The sequence below is a fragment of the Vibrio sp. 10N.239.312.C11 genome, from assembly GCF_041466065.1.
GTDB lineage: Bacteria > Pseudomonadota > Gammaproteobacteria > Enterobacterales > Vibrionaceae > Vibrio > Vibrio tasmaniensis_A.
Window position 1 is genome coordinate 13,098 of sequence record NZ_JBFSRZ010000051.1, and the last position, 22,729, is coordinate 35,826.

General features: G+C 43.7%; 18 protein-coding genes. 11 read left to right on the plus strand and 7 right to left on the minus strand.

Annotated features, from left to right (window positions below):
• Positions 1-426: 426 nt before the first annotated feature.
• Entirely contained in the window at positions 427-2,730 is a 2,304-nt protein-coding gene (locus AB6D07_RS18280) for a putative bifunctional diguanylate cyclase/phosphodiesterase (RefSeq protein WP_372091610.1), read from the plus strand.
• Between the two features lie 46 nt (positions 2,731-2,776).
• Here the strand turns inward: AB6D07_RS18280 and AB6D07_RS18285 are convergent, their stop codons facing one another.
• Positions 2,777-3,775, minus strand: a complete 999-nt coding sequence (locus tag AB6D07_RS18285) for a sugar-binding transcriptional regulator (protein WP_017103730.1) — start codon at positions 3,773-3,775, stop codon at positions 2,777-2,779.
• Positions 3,776-4,234: 459 nt separating this feature from the next.
• Between AB6D07_RS18285 and tal the strand changes: the two genes are divergently transcribed.
• The gene (gene tal / locus AB6D07_RS18290; protein ID WP_029223051.1) at positions 4,235-5,185 is read left to right on the plus strand and encodes a transaldolase; all 951 of its coding nucleotides are present in this window, start codon (positions 4,235-4,237) and stop codon (positions 5,183-5,185) included.
• An 86-nt stretch (positions 5,186-5,271) separates the two neighbouring features.
• Complete coding sequence (gene tkt, locus AB6D07_RS18295; RefSeq protein ID WP_017103729.1) at positions 5,272-7,263, plus strand: transketolase; 1,992 nt, start codon at positions 5,272-5,274, stop codon at positions 7,261-7,263.
• Positions 7,264-7,448: 185 nt separating this feature from the next.
• Here tkt and AB6D07_RS18300 read toward each other — a convergent pair whose 3' ends face one another.
• The gene (locus tag AB6D07_RS18300; RefSeq protein WP_017103728.1) at positions 7,449-7,799 is read right to left on the minus strand and encodes a VOC family protein; all 351 of its coding nucleotides are present in this window, start codon (positions 7,797-7,799) and stop codon (positions 7,449-7,451) included.
• 110 nt (positions 7,800-7,909) lie between these two features.
• Positions 7,910-9,985, minus strand: coding sequence for a DNA helicase IV (gene helD, locus AB6D07_RS18305; protein ID WP_017103727.1), 2,076 nt, complete (start codon positions 9,983-9,985; stop codon positions 7,910-7,912).
• 177 nt (positions 9,986-10,162) lie between these two features.
• On the opposite strand from helD, the gene yccS reads away from it, so the two are divergent.
• The 5 genes from yccS to AB6D07_RS18330 all read left to right on the plus strand — a co-directional run bounded on the left by yccS (position 10,163) and on the right by AB6D07_RS18330 (position 15,697).
• Positions 10,163-12,349: a YccS family putative transporter gene (gene yccS / locus AB6D07_RS18310; protein WP_017103726.1), complete on the plus strand. Its 2,187-nt coding sequence runs from the start codon at positions 10,163-10,165 to the stop codon at positions 12,347-12,349.
• A gap of 352 nt (positions 12,350-12,701) precedes the next feature.
• Positions 12,702-12,863 carry a hypothetical protein gene (locus AB6D07_RS18315; RefSeq protein ID WP_009845576.1) on the plus strand — a complete coding sequence of 54 codons (162 nt, stop codon included), beginning with the start codon at positions 12,702-12,704 and terminating at the stop codon, positions 12,861-12,863.
• 121 nt (positions 12,864-12,984) lie between these two features.
• Positions 12,985-13,305 (plus strand): hypothetical protein, encoded by a 321-nt coding sequence (locus tag AB6D07_RS18320; protein ID WP_009845577.1) that lies wholly within the window; start codon positions 12,985-12,987, stop codon positions 13,303-13,305.
• Positions 13,306-13,472: 167 nt separating this feature from the next.
• Positions 13,473-14,732, plus strand: coding sequence for a hydroxymethylglutaryl-CoA reductase (locus AB6D07_RS18325; RefSeq protein WP_029223050.1), 1,260 nt, complete (start codon positions 13,473-13,475; stop codon positions 14,730-14,732).
• Positions 14,733-14,785: 53 nt separating this feature from the next.
• The gene (locus AB6D07_RS18330) at positions 14,786-15,697 is read left to right on the plus strand and encodes a LysR family transcriptional regulator (protein ID WP_029223049.1); all 912 of its coding nucleotides are present in this window, start codon (positions 14,786-14,788) and stop codon (positions 15,695-15,697) included.
• Positions 15,698-15,762: 65 nt separating this feature from the next.
• Here AB6D07_RS18330 and AB6D07_RS18335 read toward each other — a convergent pair whose 3' ends face one another.
• The 3 genes from AB6D07_RS18335 to AB6D07_RS18345 form a co-directional block, all read right to left on the minus strand.
• Positions 15,763-16,677 (minus strand): YjjW family glycine radical enzyme activase, encoded by a 915-nt coding sequence (locus AB6D07_RS18335; protein ID WP_017103723.1) that lies wholly within the window; start codon positions 16,675-16,677, stop codon positions 15,763-15,765.
• A 49-nt stretch (positions 16,678-16,726) separates the two neighbouring features.
• Complete coding sequence (locus tag AB6D07_RS18340) at positions 16,727-18,292, minus strand: YjjI family glycine radical enzyme (protein WP_017103722.1); 1,566 nt, start codon at positions 18,290-18,292, stop codon at positions 16,727-16,729.
• Between the two features lie 409 nt (positions 18,293-18,701).
• Positions 18,702-19,301, minus strand: a complete 600-nt coding sequence (locus tag AB6D07_RS18345) for a class I SAM-dependent methyltransferase (RefSeq protein WP_009845582.1) — start codon at positions 19,299-19,301, stop codon at positions 18,702-18,704.
• Positions 19,302-19,462: 161 nt separating this feature from the next.
• On the opposite strand from AB6D07_RS18345, the gene AB6D07_RS18350 reads away from it, so the two are divergent.
• Positions 19,463-20,341 carry a LysR family transcriptional regulator gene (locus AB6D07_RS18350; protein ID WP_009845583.1) on the plus strand — a complete coding sequence of 293 codons (879 nt, stop codon included), beginning with the start codon at positions 19,463-19,465 and terminating at the stop codon, positions 20,339-20,341.
• A 61-nt stretch (positions 20,342-20,402) separates the two neighbouring features.
• Here AB6D07_RS18350 and AB6D07_RS18355 read toward each other — a convergent pair whose 3' ends face one another.
• The gene (locus tag AB6D07_RS18355; protein WP_017103721.1) at positions 20,403-20,753 is read right to left on the minus strand and encodes a hypothetical protein; all 351 of its coding nucleotides are present in this window, start codon (positions 20,751-20,753) and stop codon (positions 20,403-20,405) included.
• Between the two features lie 282 nt (positions 20,754-21,035).
• Between AB6D07_RS18355 and AB6D07_RS18360 the strand changes: the two genes are divergently transcribed.
• Positions 21,036-21,932 (plus strand): cation diffusion facilitator family transporter, encoded by an 897-nt coding sequence (locus tag AB6D07_RS18360; RefSeq protein WP_012600400.1) that lies wholly within the window; start codon positions 21,036-21,038, stop codon positions 21,930-21,932.
• Between the two features lie 111 nt (positions 21,933-22,043).
• On the plus strand, positions 22,044-22,706 hold the full coding sequence (locus tag AB6D07_RS18365) for a tetratricopeptide repeat protein (RefSeq protein WP_372091614.1): 663 nt from the start codon (positions 22,044-22,046) through the stop codon (positions 22,704-22,706).
• The last annotated feature ends 23 nt before the right edge of the window (positions 22,707-22,729 follow it).

Below are 22,729 nucleotides of genomic sequence, written 5' to 3' on the forward strand. Positions count from 1 at the left end.
GCTTAATGATACTGTTAGAATATACTGCGCATGCATACGGAGCTTACTAAAGGTTATGGCTGAAGCCCATGACACTTAAGCATCTTATTGCTCAATCAGCTAGGCACTTATTAACTCAAGCGTTTAACACGGTTGTAACTTGAAGACGTAGTCACTTGAAGACACCTAGGTAGTGACAGAGTTAACACTACCTATGTGTAGAGCCATCCGGTTTCTAACAAAAACTGTGATTAATCATGAGTTAATTGTCAGCACGTTTATGAGTGTTAATATTTCATTCAAGAATCTCTGTTCGTAGCCGTTACACTATTTAATCATTGATATATTCATCTCTGATGTTTTATGCCTCGTTGTATTAATCACACTGGCGATATAAACGTTGTCACTTGCAGTCTGTTAAAAGTAGTCACCAACAAAAGGCATCTCATGGCTCTATTTAAGAAAAATATCTGGTCGCTGTACGCTCTGATCGTGCTGCTTACCCTGATACTTTTCAGCGCCTTTGGCATAACCAAGTGGCAATCAAACAGAGATGACTTTACCAAGCAACAACATATCCAAGTCGAGATCTTCTCTAGCTCAGTAAACTCTCTATTAACTAGCCAAGAAGCACTGCTTGAAGTGGTTGGGCATCAACTTGCTCAGCAGTCCGACTTTACCCGAACGGCTTCGATTCAAATTCGACCAATATTAGATAAACTGCTTGATACTCATCCTGCAATAGCCGCTTTCGGGTTACTAAATCCTCAAGGGGATTACCTGTCAATCAGCTCAAACCTACAGCTGTCTGACCAATTTAACTTACTGGATCTCCCATACACCAAAGACTCATTTCTAGAGGCTGTATCTAGTAATAAAATGGTTTTGGGGCGCACTTATTTCCATGATTCTCTTAACAGCCTCGTGATCCCAATGAGAAAATCCATTTCTCTCGATGGCAAGAACGTTGATGCAGTCATGACCGCAGGTTTACGCTTAGACAGCACAATTTTGTTTGAAAACAATGCGCACGCAGGCAATTACAACACGTTAACTCTACTTAGAACCGACAACTATCGTCAGTTTTTTTCTAGCGATATCGAGTCGCTAGACGCTTATTTAAAACCGGTTGATAACGTTCTAATGGATCGCATTACCAAAAGCTTTTCTGAGCAAGTGACTGTCAGCGTCAAAGAAGCGAAAACAGGAAAATACACATATTCTTTCTGTATCGATGATAGCGCTTTCCCATCGCTCGTTAGCGCTAAATACATTCCAGACTACAAGCTTTGGGTTGTCGGCCGTACAGACCTAGAACACGTTGATGGTATATTCGCAAAAGAGTTCGGTGCTCTTTTCTTTGTTTTTGTTGTTCTTCAGTTTGGTTTCTATTTTTTAGTAAAATCGATTGCGAAGAACGAACAACGAACTCGCAGCCAATTGATTTACCAAGCCAATCACGATCCATTAACCTCTCTCCCCAACCGCTCCTATATGCGTAAAAACATTGGCAAGTGGATTGAAGATGAGTCAGACCCATTCTCAATGCTGTTTATCGACATCGATAACTTCAAATGTGTTAATGATACCCATGGACATGACTTCGGAGACAAGGTGCTCAAACAAATTGCATTACGTTTGATGCGGTTCCGCTCCAGAGTCAGCCTATTGGTACGAGAATCCAGTGATGAGTTCTTGTTTTTAACACCCTTGAGTAGTGAATCTGAAATTAAGCGACTATCAGAACGAATTATTGAAGTACTTTCTCAACCTTATGAAGTTGAAAGCGCTCAATTTTTGTTGAGTTGCAGTGTAGGTATTGCCCGCTTCCCAGACCACGGAAGAGATTTAGATAGCCTGTTACGCTCTGCCGATATTTCGATGTACAAAGCGAAACAGCAGCAAAACTCATACAGTATTTTTACGACTGAGATGCAAGACGCCCACCTCTACAAAATGAGAGTAGAACAAAGGCTTCGTATCGCTATCGATAAACAAGCTTTATTTATGGTTTTTCAACCATTGGTTCGTGCCGATGAAAGTACTCACGGTGTAGAAGCGCTTGTGCGTTGGGTAGATGATGAACTGGGTTTTGTCCCGCCAGACGTATTTATTCCTATTGCTGAAAGTACAGGTTTAATGCAAAAACTCGGCACCTTTATTATTGAATCCAGCGTTATGCAGATCGCTCATTTACACCGAACGATAGAACAAAAGATCGGTCTTTCGATCAATATATCCGTACGTCAGTTTTCACATAAGTCGTTCTCAGAACACCTATTCGCTACGCTTGAGAAATATCAGTTCTCACCAAGCTGTTTAACGCTCGAGATTACTGAAAGCTTGTTCATTGAAGATGTGGCTATAGTGAAACCACTGTTTGAAGCCCTCAAAGAAAACGATATTAAGATCTCTCTAGATGACTTCGGTACGGGCTACTCGTCATTGAGCATGTTAAAAGCACTCCCTATCGACGAACTTAAGATTGATAAGAGTTTCATTGAAAACATAGCAGTCGATCAACAGTCACTAACAATGGTCCAGAACATCATCGCTATCGGTAAAAATTTCGGTATGGTGGTGCTGGCAGAAGGCGTAGAATCAAACGAACACTTCGCGATTCTAAAAGCATGTGGATGTGACTTGATGCAAGGTTACTACTTCTCTCGTCCTATTCCTTATGATGAACTGTGCACGTACCTCTCTTCAATCACTAAAATCACGAGTAAAGAGTCAGAACCTATTCTTTAGCGAGAGCAAAAGGGAGCCAAAACGGGCTCCCCTGGTTTATATTTTGCTAATCATCTAACTCAGCATGTTTCAACTGCTCATCCAAGTTAAGTACCGTCAAAGCATTACTTACGCTGGTTGCAATCACGTCTACTACGCCGGTTCTTAATGCACCTAATAAAGCTAATGGCTTACTGTTCTCGGCAGCGATGGCAATTACCTCAGCGATTGGGCGGAACTCTTCCAGGCCTAAGCCGATGACTCGGTCACTCATCACAGTGTTTGCGGCTTTGCCGTGTACATCAAAAAAGTCATAACCCGCAAAGTCACCGACCACGCCTTGTAGTAAACGAGATTGGACGACCTCTCCCGCCGTAAACCAACCTAGGTCGACCATATAGCTGTTTTCACTCATGTCACCAATACCCACTAATGCAACATCTGCCTTACGAGCTAGATCGAGTGTTTGCTTAACAGTACTGTTTTCCATGAACGCGGATTTTTGTGCTTTGTTTTCAGCATAAGCAGGCGCGTACAAGGTTTCAGAAGATCCACCGTATTTCTTGGCGAGTTGTCTACATATATGATCGGCATTAAACATACCGCCTCTTGGGTGAATACCACCGATACCACACACAAATTTACAGTCACGCGGCGTGATCACACCGGTATGGTGAGCAATAGACGATACGTTTCGGCCTTGGCCAACCGTGACTACCATGCCGTTTTTTAGGGTGCTCGTTAGGTAGTTCGACACCAAGCCCGCAACCTGTAACCGCTGCTTCTCTTCATTCGGTTGGTCTAATGCAACCAGTGCACGCTTAACACCAAATCGTTCGATCAAACGTTGTTCGATCTTCGCGCTGAATACTGGGTGGTATTTCACGGTGATCTCGACAATCCCTTCATCGCGGGCTTGTTTGAGCATTCGACCAACCTTTGCACGAGAGATAGAGAATTTTTTAGAGATCTCTTCTTGAGTCGCACCATCTTGATAGTAGGCAACGGCGACTTCGGTTAGGAGATCAGTGTTTTCTTCGGAAACATCTTGGATATTGTTACTCATATACCACTCAACCAATATTTAACAATTATTTTACCTGCTGTACTTCCTAATATAGGAGAGCTCAGTAAGTGATACACAAGCTTACACCCTGAGCATATGTAACAACAAGGAACATTTGATCAGCATCATAACCATAGTTTTGCTGTTGATTAATTCACCTCACTTTGTTCGTTAAACGTTTGCTTGCATACCCCATGATTACTAGAGCGAAATATATTTGACTGAAGTCACCATACAGCACTATTTACCGTTGACTTTGGGGCTAGATCGGATAAATATGGCTACATCATTTACTCATCGAGCGATCAAATGTTCTGTGCAAATGTTCGTTCGGAGAAAAATTTAAATTAATGTAAGTTTGACTCACTGGTACAACCATGAGGAACTTCATTAGTTCGCTTGCAAATGCCCACACCTCTCCCATTAAAGGGGTGTTCTGCGATACATAGGATGATCAAAATGAGCAATAAATTAGAGCAACTTCGTAAACTAACAACTGTTGTAGCTGACACTGGCGATATCGAAGCTATCAGCAAGTACACTCCTGAAGATGCAACAACTAACCCATCTCTAATTCTTAAAGCCGCTCAAATTGCTGAGTACGCACCTCTAATCGATGCTTCTATCGAATACGCTAAAGCACAAAGTGGCGACAAAGCACAACAAGTTCAAGATACTTGTGACATGCTTAACGTGAACATCGGTAAAGAAATCCTTAACGTTGTACCTGGCCGCATCTCTACTGAAGTAGATGCTCGTCTTTCTTACGACATGGAAGGCAGCGTTGCTAAAGCTCGTCAACTTATCAAAATGTACAACGACGCTGGCATCACTAACGACCGCATCCTTATCAAACTTGCTTCTACTTGGGAAGGCATCCGTGCTGCTGAAATCCTAGAGAAAGAAGGCATCAACTGTAACCTAACGCTTCTATTCTCTTTCGCTCAAGCTCGTGCTTGTGCTGAAGCTGGCGTATTCCTAATCTCTCCTTTCGTTGGTCGCATCATGGACTGGTACAAAGCGAAAGAAGGTCGCGATTTCGAAGCTTCAGAAGATCCAGGCGTAATCTCAGTTTCAGACATCTACAACTACTACAAAGAGCACGGCTACAAGACTGTTGTTATGGGCGCAAGCTTCCGTAACATCGGCGAGATCCTTGAACTTGCAGGCTGTGACCGTCTAACTATCGCTCCTCAACTTCTAGCAGACCTAGAAGCAGCTGAAGGCGAAGTAGTAGAGAAGTTAATCGACTCTAACGGTACTAAAGAGCGTCCTGCTGCAATGACTCACGCTGAATTCCTATGGGATCACAACCAAGACCCAATGGCTGTAGAGAAGCTAGCTGAAGGCATCCGCAACTTCGCAGTTGACCAAGGCAAACTAGAAGACATGATCGCAGCTAAGCTGTAATCACTCTTACCAATTTCAAATAGGGGAACGTTCAGTTCCCCTACTTTTATCAATTTGTTTATCTTAATTTTTATTCGGAAGTTTCTATGAACCGCAAACATCTAGCTAACGCAATTCGTGCTCTAAGCATGGACGGCGTACAACAAGCAAACTCTGGTCACCCAGGCGCACCTATGGGTATGGCTGACATCGCTGAAGTACTTTGGCGTTCTCACCTGAACCATAACCCATCAAACCCAGAGTGGGCTGACCGCGACCGTTTTATCCTGTCTAACGGCCACGGCTCAATGCTGATCTACTCTCTGCTTCACCTAGCAGGTTACGAGCTTTCAATTGAAGATCTTAAGAACTTCCGTCAACTGCACTCTAAGACTCCAGGTCACCCAGAGTACGGCTACGCACCAGGTATCGAGACGACTACAGGTCCTCTAGGTCAAGGCATCACCAACGCTGTTGGTATGGCGATGGCTGAGAAAGCACTTGCGGCACAGTTCAACAAAGAAGGCCACGACATCGTAGACCACTACACTTATGCATTCATGGGTGATGGCTGTCTGATGGAAGGTATCTCTCACGAAGCATGTTCTTTAGCGGGTACGCTAGGTCTTGGTAAGTTGGTTGCTTTCTGGGATGACAACGGCATCTCTATCGATGGCGAAGTTGAAGGTTGGTTCTCTGACGATACACCTAAGCGTTTCGAAGCTTACGGCTGGCACGTAATCCCAGCAGTTGATGGTCACGATGCTGACGCTATCAACGCGGCTATCGAAGCAGCTAAAGCGGACCCTCGTCCAACTCTAATCTGTACTAAAACAGTGATTGGCTTTGGTTCTCCAAATAAAGCAGGTACGCACGACTGTCACGGTGCACCATTAGGCGCTGACGAAATCGCAGCAACTCGTAAGCAACTAGGTTGGGAGCACGGTCCTTTTGAAATTCCGTCGGAAGTTTACTCAGAGTGGGATGCGAAAGAAGCAGGCGCAGCTAAGGAAGCAGCGTGGAACGAGAAACTTGCAGCTTATGAAGCAGCATACCCTGAGCTGGCAGCTGAATTCAAACGCCGCGTAAACGGTGATCTTCCTGCTGAATGGGAAGAGAAAGCATCGGCAATCATCGCTGATCTTCAAGCTAATCCAGAAAACATCGCATCACGTAAAGCATCTCAAAATGCTCTAGAAGCATTCGGTGCTATGCTACCTGAATTCATGGGCGGCTCTGCTGACCTTGCGCCTTCAAACCTGACTATGTGGTCTGGTTCTAAGTCTCTTGAAGCAAATGACTTCTCTGGTAACTACATCCACTACGGTGTACGTGAATTCGGTATGACGGCTATCATGAACGGTATCGCTCTGCACGGTGGTTTCGTACCATACGGCGCAACGTTCCTAATGTTCATGGAATACGCGCGTAACGCTATGCGTATGGCTGCTCTGATGAAAACTCAGAACATCCAAGTTTACACGCACGACTCTATCGGCCTAGGCGAAGATGGTCCAACTCACCAACCAGTTGAGCAGATCGCGTCTCTACGTCTAACTCCAAACATGAGCACATGGCGCCCATGTGACCAAGTTGAGTCTGCTGTTGCTTGGAAACTGGCAATCGAGCGTAAAGATGGCCCTTCTGCACTTATCTTCTCTCGTCAAAACCTTGCACAACAAGATCGTGACGCTGAGCAAGTAGCAAACATCGCTAAGGGTGGTTACATCCTGAAAGATTGTGCTGGTAAGCCAGATCTAATCATTATCGCAACGGGTTCTGAAGTTGAGCTAGCGGTTAGCGCTGCTGCTGAACTAACAGCTGAAGGTAAAGCGGTACGCGTAGTATCTATGCCTGCAACTGACGCGTTTGATAAGCAAGACGCTGAATACCGTGAGTCTGTACTTCCATCTGACGTTACAGCACGTATCGCTGTAGAAGCTGGCATCGCTGACTTCTGGTACAAGTACGTTGGTTTCGGTGGCAAGATCATTGGTATGACAACGTTCGGCGAATCTGCACCAGCAGGCGAACTATTCAAGATGTTTGGTTTCACTACTGAAAACGTAGTAAACACAGCGAAAGAGATTCTTGCTTAGTCTTGATTAAATTGCCTCGCCCTTAAATGGGTTGATGCATAATTAGTTCTACAATACCAGACGTATAAAATGAAACTAAAAGGCCTGACTTCGATAGTCAGGCCTTGATTACCGCTTAACAGAAATGTCCAACGTTACAGGATCATTTCGCATAGCTGGCTTTTGTTTACCAGAACCTTAACTCTCTACTTATCACTCCACACAGCCATTTCATTACCACTTGGCTCTCTAAAATGGAAGCGTCGCCCGCCGGGAAAGCTGAATATCTCACGGTTTATCTCGCCACCAGCATCCAACACCTCACACTCGGTTTGCTCAAGATCTTCGCTATAAAAAACCATCAACGCCGCACCACTTTCAGCATTGGACGCTAGATCCGCTAAATAAAACCCACCCATTAAGCCTTTACCTTCAAAAGCAGAATACTCAGGGCCGTAGTCTTCAAAGATCCAACCAAACACTTGGCTGAAAAATGCCTTCGTGGCGGCGATGTCTCTCGCTGCAAATTCAATGTAGTTAATTGAGCCGTGTTCCATATCTGCTTCCTTCTGCTTTATGCCTTTTTCCTAATGATAATAGCTTACGCCCTAATTAGAATAGGTAGCGGGCTCGAAGATCTAATCTTAGACAATCACGTCAACTGACATCACTTTTTACGAACAACGGGGTAATCAGAACCATGTAGCTCTTGCACAAAGCCAGAACCATCGCCACTGTGCGTGATCCATACTTTCTCTTTCGCTCGCGTCATTGCCACGTAAAACAAACGACGCTCTTCCGCATAAGGGAACATATCCAAAGATTCAGTCAACGCGCCATCAATGTGCAATTGTTTCTTCTTCGCGGGGAACTGTCCTTCATCAACGCAAAGAATAATCACGAAATCCGCTTCTTTACCCTTACTCGCGTGACAAGTCATGAAGCTGATATCAATTGAGGTATAGATCTTTTTCCAGTCTTCCAACAGCTCTGGTTTGTGGTAATGATTTCGCCCAAGCAACATAACTGATTTATTCGCTTTACCTTTTGCTTGCCTGTTTATCTGATCGAGGATCTTCTCAACTTCTTTGCTTGGCGCACTATAAACCGACTTATGCTTCTGTTGTTTGAAGCTGTTGAGCTCTTTTGGTAGTTGAATCGGGTTTTCCTGCACAAAGCGATTGGCAACCGAACCTAACTGATTGTTAAATCGATAAGTCGTATCTAGATGATGAATTGTCGAGCTCTCAAAACGATCTTTAAAGCCCGTCGTTAGATCAACATCTGCACCCGCGAACTGGTAAATTGACTGCCAGTCATCACCTACGGCAAAAATAGAAGCTTGGTGCTGCGCTTTCGATTGATTGCACAAGGCTTCAACCAAGGCTAAACGATCTGGTGAGATATCTTGATATTCATCGATCATGATGAACTTCCAAGGCGAAATGAATTTCCCCTTCTCGACATACTGTGTCGCTCGGCTGATCATGATTGAGAAGTCGATATGATTCTGTTCTTTCAATTCCTTTTGCCAAGCGGTTACGCATGGCCAACACAGTGAAAGCTCGCTATTGAGGCGCGTATAGTCACGGTGATCAATCAGTTGTTGCTGTACTTCTTTTTTCGTTAAACCCGATGCATTCAACTGTTCAAGTTGCTTTTCAAGCCAACCAATCAATTTAAGATTTGAAACATGACTACCTAGCTCATCATCACCGGTTAAATAAGCAATTGGCCATTTAGACAAGTGCTTTTGCCAACGTTTAAAGTTGGTCGGCGTCATCCAGTGCTTCTTCAACCAATCAATGCACCATGCTTGGCGTTGGTTGTCATCAAGCGCGAGCGGAGAAATAACCACGCGTTCGGGTTCAACTTGATTAAGGATCTTTAAACCCAACTGGTGGAAAGTACTCACTTGCACCTTCTCTGCTGATAAACCAATTTTGCTGTTAAGGCGCTGTTTCATCTCTTCCGCGGCTTCACGACCAAAGGCGAGCAGTAACAACTCTTCAGCTTGAGCTTGGTGGCTTTGCAATAAATACGCGACGCGAGCGGTGAGAACACTGGTTTTACCTGAGCCTGCGCCCGCTAAAATAAGGTTGTGATCATCATTCATCAAGACCGCATATTGTTGCGATAAGTTCAGGGGTGACGACTCACATTGAGCAAACAATACTTCCCAATTTTGTCTTTCTGTCTCTAACCACTGTTGATTCCTCTCGGCTTGCTGAATTTCCGTTTCAGACAACCATGGCTGCATTCGAGCAATGCGGTTTGGCATGCGCTGTGCCGCTTCCTCTAGAGTCATCGTCATATTTTCCAGACCTGCGTTGACCATGTCGATCCAAGTCTTCACTTTAGAATGCGGTAGGAAAGCAGGAAGTTGCTCAAGACGTGTCAATTCATCTTCCCATTGAGGAACGTGCTCTGCCAACTGTTCACATTGTCTGTCATGCCACTTCTGATAAGCAGCAACCGATGCGCGCGCAAATTGACGACATTGTTCCCATGGAAGGCCTTGGACTAACCAGCTTCGCTGTTTGCCATCTTGTTGATTAGCAAAAAACTGCAACGATCCCCAAAACAATCCGCGCTTTATCGCGATCTTGCCACTCCAAATAGTGAAAGGGATACGTTCTTCACTGCCTACTGAAGATAACAGCAGGCGTGGACCATCAAGCTCAACTTGATGATATTCATTTTGAATAAAAAACTGTGCAGTCTTATTAGCGCTTAGCTGCATTGGAGCATGCTCTTTAATTGGGAATATTGAATTTATATCATGATGCAGTGAGAATTAATAATGTCTCACTGCTTATCGACGCTTTCATGACCACCTAGGGGCAATTATGGATAAGTATCAAATTCTTGTGCTTGATTTCTGTTAGGATTATGGTTTTAGTGTGTCAAGTGAGCGACTGTGGACTTATCAGCAAAACTACGCCTTTATTGGGCGAATAAAACCATAAATTACAGCGTATTAATTCTCATCACTCTGCTCGGTGTTGTAGTACCTGCTTGGTATTATGGTCAAAACACACTGATCACACCATTAATTTTAGGGGTTATTGCTGCGGCTCTTGCTGAAAGTGATGATAGCTTTACCGGACGTTTGAAAGCACTCACGCTAACCTTTATCTGTTTTGCCGTTGCAGCCTTCTCTATTGAGATTCTCTTCGATACGCCTTGGCTGTTCGCGATAGGGCTTTTCGTTTCAACCTTCTCTTTTATTATACTTGGGGCAATTGGCCCTAAATATGCCAGTATCGCATTTGGATCATTACTTGTGGCTATCTACGCCATGCTTGGGGCTCACGAGAGCACTAACCTTTGGTTTCAACCTCTACTATTGTTAACGGGCGCAGCTTGGTACTACTTCATGTCGATGATTTGGCAGATCGTATGGCCGATGCAACCAGTGCAGCAAAACCTAGCAACAGTATTCGATCAAATCGGCAATTACATCGGCTCTAAAGCAGAGCTCTTCTATCCAGTTTCAGATTTGATTCCCCAACCACATCGCATTATTGAAGCCAAACTCAATGCTAGCACTGTTAACGCGCTCAACATGTGCAAAGCAACGCTACTCAACCGCTCTAAGCGCGGACACATTGACGGACCGAGTGACCGATTCCTTAATACTTACTTCATCGCACAGGATATTCATGAACGCGTAAGCTCCAGCCACTACCGTTATCAAGAACTGGCAAAACACTTTGAGCGATCAGACGTTTTATTTCGATTTAAGTATCTGCTCGAAGCCCAAGCTAAAGCTTGTAAAGAAGTGGCAAGCTCACTGAAGGTTGGCGCTGAATACCAACATGGCGAAAAATCTGTTCTGGCACTGGATGAACTGATGTCTTCACTTAATCATCTGCATCAACAGAACAACCCAGAATGGAAATCACTGCTCAACCAGTTGGATTACTTATTTAATAACCTAGCTACCGTCGAAAAACAGCTATCAAATATAAGTAACCCAGATGCAGAAAAACTAGAAGAAGGCGTACTGGACGATACCAACCCTCATACTTTGACGGCGATGTGGCATAAGATCAAAGCCAACTTGAACACCGACTCAATGCTATTTCGTCATGCAATTCGTATGGCGATCACTTTGACGATCGGTTACGGAATTATCCAAGGTTTTGAGATTGAAAGAGGTTATTGGATTTTGCTAACAACACTGTTTGTGTGCCAACCAAACTACAGTGCAACGCGACAAAAGCTGACGGCTCGTGTCATTGGCACCGTCGCAGGCTTGTTGATTGGAGTACCGTTGTTGACCTTTTTCCCATCTCAAGAGAGTCAGCTGGTATTCATTGTGGTCAGTGGCGTGATGTTCTTCGCTTTCCGTATCAATAACTACGGTTTCGCGACCGCCTTTATCACACTGCTTGTGCTCTTTTGCTTCAATCAATTAGGGGAAGGCTACGCAGTTGTATTGCCAAGACTAGCAGATACCTTCATTGGCAGCGCGCTCGCTGTTTTAGCGGTTAGCTATATTTTACCGGACTGGCAATCAAAACGACTTCACAAGGTGATGGCAGATGCGCTTGATTCCAATAAAGATTATCTCGCTCAGATCATTGGCCAATACCGTGTAGGCAAAAAAGACAGCCTTAGCTATCGTATTGCACGCCGCAGTGCACATAACAATGATGCAAATCTGACTGCCGCTGTTAGTAGCATGCTGGTTGAGCCGGGTAAGTATCGTACATCTGAAGATGAGAGCTTCCGATTCCTAACACTCAATCATGCACTACTCAGCTATATCTCTGCTCTGGGAGCTCATAGAACACGTATCGATGACGAAGCAACACACAAACTGGTACTGGACGCACACAGAGTAATACACGAGCATCTCGACGCTCTCAACGACCAGCTGTTTTGTCATCAAGAACAATGCGAAGTAAAAAACGCTTACGATCCTGAACTTGATAAGCGTTTAAGTGAATGGAGAGAAGAGGATGAGAGCTCTGTTAGAATGGTTCTACAACAGCTACATTTGATTTATCGAATGCTTCCAGAACTGCATACCTTAGCCACAAAATTTGCAGTTAAAGTTAAGATTGAAAAGCCGCTTGAAAAAGAAGTTTCAAGATGAAAAACAAAACAACAGTAAAAACAAAAAGATAACGAAACTGCTCATTTTTTGAACACCCCGTGTGTTTATACATTGCTCTACCAAAAGGCTCATCTAGGTAGAGCAACCACTTGCCTACCCTTTATCTACAAGGGCCGTTCAAATCTTACACGCATGTAAACTTGCTGACTTTGATTGACTAATCCATAACTTTGCCTAACATTCCTCGGACAAAAAACAACCAAAGGGATCTATAGTTGTCTTAGTTTTAGGAAACTTCAAACTTCATTTAATATTCACTTAATCTTGTTTGATTTATTGAATCAGTAAGCTATGCTCTATTGAGCATATGGATTTGAACTAAGGTCTCATTATGAATACACAGCAATTTGAAGCATTTAAGCAGAAAATACAGCTCCTTAACCCGCAGCAATTGAAAGCACTTCAAGGTGAAATAGACGAAAACCTTGAAACAGATCAACCTTCTCTTTTGACAGATGAAGAGTTAAACGTACTGAATGAGTTGTTCAATTAATAGACTAACGTCACTATTTTAGCTTAAATCCACCTGATCTTAGTAATTTGTAGCCGTTCTCCATTGCACTCAAAATATCGTCCGCCTAGACTCATTTCACACGTCAATAAAAGGTTCTGCTATGTCGATATCTGGTATTCAATCTGGTTACGCCATCATTCAGCAGTCAACCAACATGGCTGAAGAAGCCGCTATCGAGCTTAACCAAAACTCCAAACACTCTCCAAAAACCAACGACACTTTCCAAACTAGCGATTTGAGCTTCAATCAAATAGAACCTGAACAACCCATTTCGTTTAAAGAGAAAGAGCCTGAACCAGCTTCTTCCTCTACTGAAGCGTTATTAAAGCTGACACAGAGCGCAAATTACAACCGTGTTGGTGCGAGTGTGGTTGATCGTCAAAACGAAGCCATTGGTAGCCTTCTCGATATCCATATCTGATTCGAGCTACTATTTATCGATTTGATGGTTACCCTCTTTTTGACTAACAAATGGCTCTAAATCCATACAAACTGTAACTCATTATATCAGGCACTTGTTTCTGGTTTATTACTCGGTAGAATCAGCGCAAATCAATTTTGCTGCACAAACTTTACTTCATACTATTTATGCCAAAACTAAATCTGCATCGCCGTGACTATGTTTCTATTTTAGGAGGCGACATCTCCGCAGACGAATTAGAAAAGAAGCTCCAGCCTCATTTTGATAAGCCAGTGAATAAACTGACTCCGAGCCCTTACCTGACTGAAAAAAACCTTACACGTCGCTGGGCGGCTCTCGATAATGCAGACTCGCAGCAAGAACTGCTCGACCCTCATACTCAAAGCCAGATTCAGGCTTATGAGAAAAACATAGAGCACTTTATTGGCACGGTAAAAGTCCCTGTTGGTATATCTGGCCCTTTAAGAGTCAATGGCCTGTTTGCTAAAGGCGACTACCTAGTCCCACTTGCAACCACTGAAGCGGCGCTTGTCGCGTCGTATAACCGTGGTTCAAAGCTGATCACAGCTTGTGGTGGTGCAAGTGCAATGTTGCTCAATGAAGGCGTAACACGCACTCCTGGTTTCGCATTCCAAGGATTAGTTGAAGCAGGACAGTTTGTGGCATGGGCAGTGACCCAGTATGACCAATTTAAAACCTTAGCTGAATCAACAACGTCGCACGGCAAACTTACCGACATCAATATCAACATCGAAGGTAACCATGTTTACTTGGTGTTTGAATTTCTAACCGGAGACGCTTCTGGTCAGAATATGGTAACTATCGCGACCAACGCTGTATTTGAGTACATCATAGAAAATACGCCGGTTAAGCCCGATCATGCTTTCCTTGATGGCAACTTATCAGGCGATAAGAAAGCCAATACACAAACCTTGCGCAGCGTTCGTGGTAAAAAAGTCACAGCCGAGGTCAATATCTCTGCTGAGCTTGTCGCTAAGTACCTCCACACCACACCAGAGAAGATGGTGCAGTTCGGACAAATGACCACAGTCGGTGGCGCTCTAAGCGGTACGATTGGTATCAATGCTCATTATGCCAATGCACTTGCTGCACTCTACATTGCTTGCGGTCAAGACGCGGCGTGTGTTGCTGAGTCTGCGATTGGTATGACTCGTATGGAGCTCAACAAAGAAGGTGGTTTGTACGCAAGTGTAACGCTGCCTAACTTGATGTTAGGAACAGTCGGTGGCGGTACTGGCCTACCAAGCCAAAAAGCGTGTCTCGATTTACTAGGGCTACACGGCAACGGTAAATCACAAGCCTTAGCTGAGGTTTGTGCGGCTTTATGTTTGGCGGGTGAGCTATCGATTGTAGGCGCATTCTGTGCGGGTCACTTTTCGCGCGCTCATCACAAGTTAGCGCGCTAGTTTCTGTTATAAAACCTTAAACCGACCGTTGTCACGTATTGAGTGAGTTATGTATGGATTACTTACATTTATCGCGAGTGAGCCTTAAACACCTCACTGCGCTTCATATTATGCTGAACACACACAGCGTCACTCAAACGTCAGAGCAACTCTTTGTCAGCCCTTCGAGTGTCAGTAAAACTCTGTCTCAGCTACGTGACATCCTTAACGACGAGCTTTTCTATCGGGACGGCACTAAGCTTATCCCGACTCCCTTTGCCCTAAAAATAGCGCCCACTGTTCACGCGATTCTTTCCAGCATGAACGGGTTACTTCACCAAAAGAGTTTTACTCCTCAAGAGTATCAAGGCAGCTTTTCACTTTCGATGCGTGAAAGTACCTTCGAAGTGTTTGCCTCGAAGATCAGCAAAATCACCACTGAACTTGCACCAAAAGCCAAACTTAATATCTATTCGAAACAGGAGCTTGGATTCGATGCTTTGCTCAGTGGTAAGGTCAACTTGATCCTGTTGCCACACGATATCTCACAACCCCCAACGGATAATAAAAAGCTGGTGTGGGAAACGATTCTTCCTGATGAAATGGTTTGTTTGATGGGCGCTCACCACCCTCTCGCTCAGCAAGAACTAACAGTTGAAGGCTATTTAGACTACAAACACATTGGGATCTTAGATAACGAACTGTCTAAGCCTTACTTTGAGCAAAACTTAGTGCAATGTCATAAGCCTAGAGAGATGGCGATATCGGTAGCGGACTTTGGCGCGGCGGCGGTGTTATGTCACCACACACCTTTCTTGTTCACTTGCTCAAAACAATGGGCTGAGCATGCCAAACAAGCACAAGGTTTGGTAAGTAAGCCGCTTCCTTTTGATTACGGAAAAGTAGCGTATAGTTTGGTATGGAACAAGCCAAACATGAATGATCAGGCGATCAAATGGTTGTGTGACTTGTTTTTAGAAGCCTAGACCTTTGTTAGAAGCAGATTGAACTAACAAGACTGGTTTTATAAAGACTGAAATTTGATAAGAGACTAAGTATATACCTCAGGGGTTTGCATTGCTCTTTGAACAATTGAGTAGAGCTTATCGTGAAAGCTCTGCATTTGTTGTTCGGTGCATTTAGGCCACTCTAAAGCTTCGCCAATTACCCCATGATGTTGAAACGCATTTAACCGAATTCGAACATCACTTGGCAAACCCTTCAAGTAATACCCGACCTGCTCTACCTCGATATCTAGGTCACTTTTATTAGGAATATGCAGTAACCGAACTTCATGTAATTTGCCTTTATCAGCTAAGTAGTTAATGGTTTCAAACACTCGATGGTTCCCTCTACCCACTAACCATTGATGCGTTTCAGATTGCCATGATTTTAGGTCGATCATCGCACCATCAAGGTAAGGTAATACCTTATCCCAACCTTGCTGTGTCAACGAGCCATTACTATCAATAAAGCACGTTAAGTGTACCAATTGCGGATCGCTTTTGATCGCCTGAAATAGCTCGACGATAAACGGCAATTGCATGGTCGCCTCGCCACCCGAAACGGTAATACCGCTCAGGAAGAATTGATTGTGCCTAACCAGTTCAAGCACATCTGATACCGTCATCGTGGTGATTTTGGGGCTAGACTTATGATCACAGATATCGACGCACTGATCGCAGTTGGTACACGCTAACGGATCCCACTTCACTTTGCCTTCAATAAGACTCAGAGCACTGCTCGGGCAGCCACTCACGCAGTCTCCACAATGGTTACAGTGGTTGATGGTGTGTGGATTATGACAAGTGATGCAATCGAAATTACACCCCTGTAGGAACAGCACCAAGCGATTTCCTGGTCCATCAACACAAGAAAAGGTCAGCACACGGCTGACCTTCGCTTGTTTTTCTGTCTTATTATTTTTAACCCTAGCCATTTGAGTTGTTAGATCAGAAATTTTCATAATTCACATTGTTCGTATTCGAGAAACACATAACATGCGTACGTTAAAGCTATTCGTATGTCGGCGACATCTCTAAGCTCGCTACGCGTGGTTTACGCTCTAGTATGCCCGTATTTTTTGCAGCTTCAGCACCAAGGAAAGTGGTATTGGTGCGTGAACCTTGCTCGTCATATTTGGCAATGTCAGACAGCTTAATCATATAACCTGTCACACGAACCAAATCGTTCGATGCTACGTTAGCGGTGAACTCACGGTAACCCGCTTGAATCGCCCCTTTACACAGGTTAAACATCGCTTCTGGATTGGACTTCACCGTTTCGTCGATGGTCAGAATGTCGCTGATACCCGACGTGTAGAACTTGTGGTGACCAGCCGTCGCACGTACGTAAGACACTGGATCCGGTTCTGTTCCATAAGGGATGCGTACACCCGGCGTCACATCTTCATCGAGGCTGATACCACCTTGAGCGTGTAACAGAGCCTTACCTTCCAGCCCATATTTCACTTCCGAGTTTTCAACAATCTCAGCCAGCTTTTCAGAAATACGATGGCCTAACTGATTTGCTTGTTCATCGTGACCATAGCGCCCTGCTTTGCCTTCATTTTCCATTAAGATGTTAACCGCCTCAGCCATGCCATAAATACCAAACATTGGCGCAAAGCGATCTTCTTCAATTAAGCCTTCTTTGGTTAAGAAGCCTTCGAAGAAGTTAGACTCTTCATGTAAGAAGCGACTACGTGCATTCATCAATTCGATCATGATGCTGCTGTAGTTAGGTAGTACTTGCTGTAAGAAGTCTACGCTGTCTTCAGATTTCAGAGCCACTTGCTTGAGGTTCATACGTACTAGCGTGTTTGAACCACCCGCCAGAGGCAAAGAGTTGTAGCAACTCACGATGCCAAAACACTTATCTCCGTACGCAGCGGCGTGTGCAGGATAATTGGCAATGTGCGGCTTGCTGCATTCACAGATATTGCTCGCAGCATGACGAAGCAGGTCATCAGATGTGACTGCAGGGTCGTACATAAAGGTTAAGTTAGGTGCGATCTGCTTGAGTTCAGCATCCACACGTAAAATAGTGCGACATACAATGTTGTCACTAGGGCCAATATTAACGTGCATGAAGGCATCTGGCAGCGTGCGATCCAGCATGATCCAGAACAGCTTCAGCTTTTGGTATACCTGCTCATCCGTCAAACCGCCAACAAAAGGCATCAACACATCGTCCAACTGGCCTAAGTAAACCGGAATTGAAGTCACTGATGGAACGTGATGATAAAGGATGGTGAGCATGTTCAATGCTTCGTCGAAATTAGTAGCCGCGCTAAGCTCTAAATACTTGGAGCCTTGATGTAAGTATTTAGAATAATCAGGAAGCACATAGCGCGGCTTAAATGGGGCGTGACCTTCAAACATGTCACACAGCACACCTTGTTGTAAGGCTTGCTCTACTTCATTGCTTACCGGCATATACGGCAGACTGGCTTCAGCTTCTAAGGCAAGATAGCTCGACTTCTGTTTTGGGGACAGGTTGGCATCTGAAATGATATTGCTAAAGCGTTGTTGTTGTTCTGAAAGTGTTGAAGAAGTAGATGACGCAGATTGGTGGCTCATGATTAAACCCTTAATATTCTTATGGGCTTATTTTATATCTCACACTTACATTTCCACTAATGAAATGTATGCAAGCCTACATTTCCAAAATGGAAAACACCATTTGTAACTTAGTAATTTATGAATAGATAGCTTGTAAATTTTGTGAATAGACAGTTTTTAAATTGGCCATTTGCCAATTAACGATGGTTGTTTATCGATGATTGTCGTTGGGGAAGGGAAAGAATGAGCAGAAGAGATTAGGCCGCTTAATTGAACCGTTTAGTTTAAAACGCAAGTGCGTATAAATAGAAAACCCACATAACGGATCCAAAGATCGTTGATGTGGGTTTAGTCAATTAAGCGTGAGTGCAGTTATCTGGAGTTATCTATACGTCAACTCCAGATACGTCAACTACAGACAAGTAACCTATAGGTGAGGAACCACTTGTTTACGGCCTACACCCATCAGAACCTTCAAAGTACCTTGTGGGGTGTCGATTGAAAACGGTGTTGAGACTTCAACAATCGAAAAACCTGCTGCGCTCAATACATTCTGGGAGCGCTGTTCGCTGACCCCAAAATCTTCGCTGTCGTTTTCTAAGTACCAATCCCAGTGTACAAAAACCCCATCGTTTTCTAACAGAGTATAAATAAGGCTGACCGTATCTTGTAGGTTCGGAATAAAGCCACATACCGAAGAGGCTACCACTAAGTCAAACTGATTTCTGAATGCTGGGTGTTGGGCTGCAAGTCCGCGCGATAAGATATCAACGACGGGCTCTACATTAGACAGCTCTTTTTTATCTAACTCTTCAATCATCCCTTCTGAGATATCGAGAGCGATGATCTCTTTTGCAAAAGGAGATATTTTCTGGCTGAGTAATCCTGTACCACAACCAAAATCAAGGACACGGGTTCCGTTCAAATCAACGAGCTGTGTTAACTGGTCAAATGCGGACTGTGCGAATACAGCAGTAGCGGGATCGTTATCCCAATCAGGTGCGTACTCGTCCCATTGTTTCGCCATCATGGCCTCCATCTTTACTTCTTGTAGGTTCGGAACGCCCCCAGAATAAACCAAATTAGTCAATTCGTCATAGAGTTATCATGCAAAGATGGACTATTTCTAAGATAGTCAGCACAATATTCAGATAATATGCACCGCCATCCGCTCAATATGGAAATGAAATGAACCTTTCTCAAGTCCAAGCCTTTTGTTCAGTTGCTGATTTAGGGTCCGTCTCTGAAGCTGCTCGACAGCTAGAATGCAACCGAACCAAACTGAGTATGTCGATCAAAGCCTTGGAAAAAGAGTTAGATGTCGAATTGTTCGTACGAAGCGGCAACCACGTTGAACTTTCTGAAGCGGGCAAAGCGATTTACAAAGATTGCGAAGGCATGTTAGTAACGGCAGCGCGTATTAAACAAACCTGCTTACATGTTTCAGGTGAATTCAACGCCGAGATTTGGATCGCACGCGACGATTCCCTACCCGATGAAATGTGGCAAAGTTTATCGCACGCCCTAAACAACAAATACCCTTCCACTTCTTTCAACTTCGTTCTCGCGTCTAGTGGCGACTTAGCTAATCTTGTCGAAACTCAACAAGTTGATTTTGCGTTTGGTGTCGATTACGAGCGTGTCGACGACCCAAGAATTATCTACAACCCACTCGGCAAGATCCGAATGATGTCGGTATGTAAGAAAGGGCATGATTTGAGTGCGATGCGAAGAGTATCGGATGAAGTACTAAGAAATTCGATGCAAGCGACCATGGTTTATCTCAATGAAAAAGATAACCCTGAGCTTGAGCCCTTCTCTCGCCGATACATTGGTTTTTCTAGCTTCGATTTTATGTTGGATACGATTCTACGAGAAGATGCATGGGGCGTAATGCCTGAGCCATTGATACGCCATTTATTGCGTGAACAGGAACTGGCGGTGATCAAGCACACTTATGGCCTAACTCAAGAAGACTACTGTATGTTTACTGCGGCAGGTATGGCGGAGCACCCAGGAATGAATTGGTTAGCGGATCAGATCAGCGATTACTTGTTTGATTTCTAAAGTGTCAGATAATGTTCTATCTCGACACTTAAAGTCATCTAGCAAATAAAAAGCCCTCTCTTTAGAAGACCATCACGTGATCCACTAAATAACGTCCGTCTTCTTCAACCAGTACCATTTCAGCCACAAACTCGCCTTTCGCAATGGTATACGCTTGCTTCCAAACAAAAGCGATAGAATCGGAGCGTCTGAATAGCGCCACAGGTTCACGTTCAGCAAAAAAGCCATTACTGTGCTGATAATGATGACACACCTTTTCCAGATACTCCGGCGTCACAATATCCTTCATGCGCTGCGTAAAATCTCGGCAGTGCTGAGCATGGTCAACCTTGGTCGAGCCGTCCATCAAATTATCCATGATCGGGTTAGCAATCACCCACAACTCACTATCACCAATATCGTCAAACTTCATATTTATCCATTCCTTTGAAACTGCAGCCAAATAACACAATTCGATAAAACGCTTGCAACCAATCTGTTTTATTAATCATAAGCGATCTTATTTTACTTGCACACCATCTCTAGAAAACAGTCATCGTCAACTTTACTGACACCAAAATTCGCCACTAAGCCATTGAATAATAACTACTTGAATGTAAAACGGGTTACCGACATATAAACGTCATCAGATAAAGTTTGTAAAGCTAGCTCAATATTAGAACAATGAAGTTATCAAAAACATCTGGAAAATATTATGTGTGACAGGAAAAGCCAAAACGAAAACCGAGTACTCTTGTTCTCAGCCCTTTTAGCATCAGGCTTCGCAATTGGCGGATTGGTGTTGGGTCTTCTCGTTGGCTCTCTAGTCATAGTATTTGACGGTGTCTATTCTCTTATCAGTTTACTGTTAACTTTATTGTCACTAGCTGCTTCGAAATACATTAATCGCCCATCAGACAGGGAGTTTCCGTTCGGTCGAGCAATCATTGAGCCGATCGTAATCGCGATTAAAGCGATTGTGATTCTGCTTGTGGTCGGTTATTCGCTTTATTCTGCGATTGGTGCTCTGATGACAGGTGGTCGTGAAGTCGATGCTTCTATCGCAACTCTGTTTGGTATTTTCAACGTATTGGGTTGTGGTTACGCTTGGTGGTACATCGCTAACAAGAGCAAACGTATTTCTTCAGGTTTGATTCAAGCTGAGTCTAAACAGTGGCAAATGGATACGCTGTTGAGTGTGGCAGTTACGGCAGGGTTCGTTGTTGCTTGGTTGGTGGCTTACTCTCCGTTTGCTGAATACGCGGTATATGCCGATCCAATGATGATGTTGCTGATGTCTTTCTACTTTATCAAAGTGCCGTTCGACATGTTACGTGAAGCAATGCGTGAACTGCTAATGATGTCGGCAACCAAAGATATTTGTGACGCGGTAGATAAGAATGTTGTCGCTGTGGACAAAGATGCGGAGCAAGATTTGGAGCTAATGGGTGTGACTAAGGTTGGCCCGGAACTAAGAGTCAATGTTGATATTCATACTAACGACCAAGATGCGATTACGGTTGATGATATTGAACGAACACGCCATCAATTAAAGCGACGCTTATCTAAAATGCCTTATGAGCTTCAATTGAATTTAAATATTACGGCTTAATGGCCTGGTCCCTAGTAACCTTTATACATCACTTTTATATTATAAGTTTTACTTTCAAATTTGTTCGCCCCTTCGTACAATACGAGATTATCTTATTTTAGTGATCGTGACATGACCCCTTCTAAGCACTTTAATTATTTTTTAAGTGAAAAAATAAACGACATAGTTGAAGCTCCTAATGAAGCAAGTATTCTTACGATTGAGGCTAAAATAAGAGAGTTTGCCTCTGAAAATGACCTACCAATCCCAAGCGCCGTTGATTATTTTTGTACAGGATCACGGTTATTAAAATTGGGGCAAGTACATCAAGCCTTTGAACATCTAACTGAAGCACTACATCGAAGTGAAATATCCAATATTCACGACATTAAATTCTGCATAGAATACTCTATTGGCGTTGCTCTCATACGATTAGGCTGTTATTCAAAAGCCATTATTTCTCTAACTAAAGCAAGTGCATCAAAAGCCGTTAACAATGAACGCCTCCTAACTCGAATATATAATAATTTAGGTTACATTTTTTTAGAAACCCAAGATTATTCAAAAGCTCAGTACTATTGCAAGCTCGCATGGGAAATAGAAAAAAATTCTCTTCAAGCTTCATCGAGATCAATATTAAGTAACCTTGCTATCATTGATTCAACGCTAGGTAATAAAGCCGAGGCCGAAAGAAAATTCACTTTATGTCGAGAACTACTCAATAAACACCCTAGTCTTATTGGTACTTACTTTTACCACAGTTGCTGGCTTTGTTGCGTAATTCAATGGAACTAAATCAAGAACCTACGATCTGATCA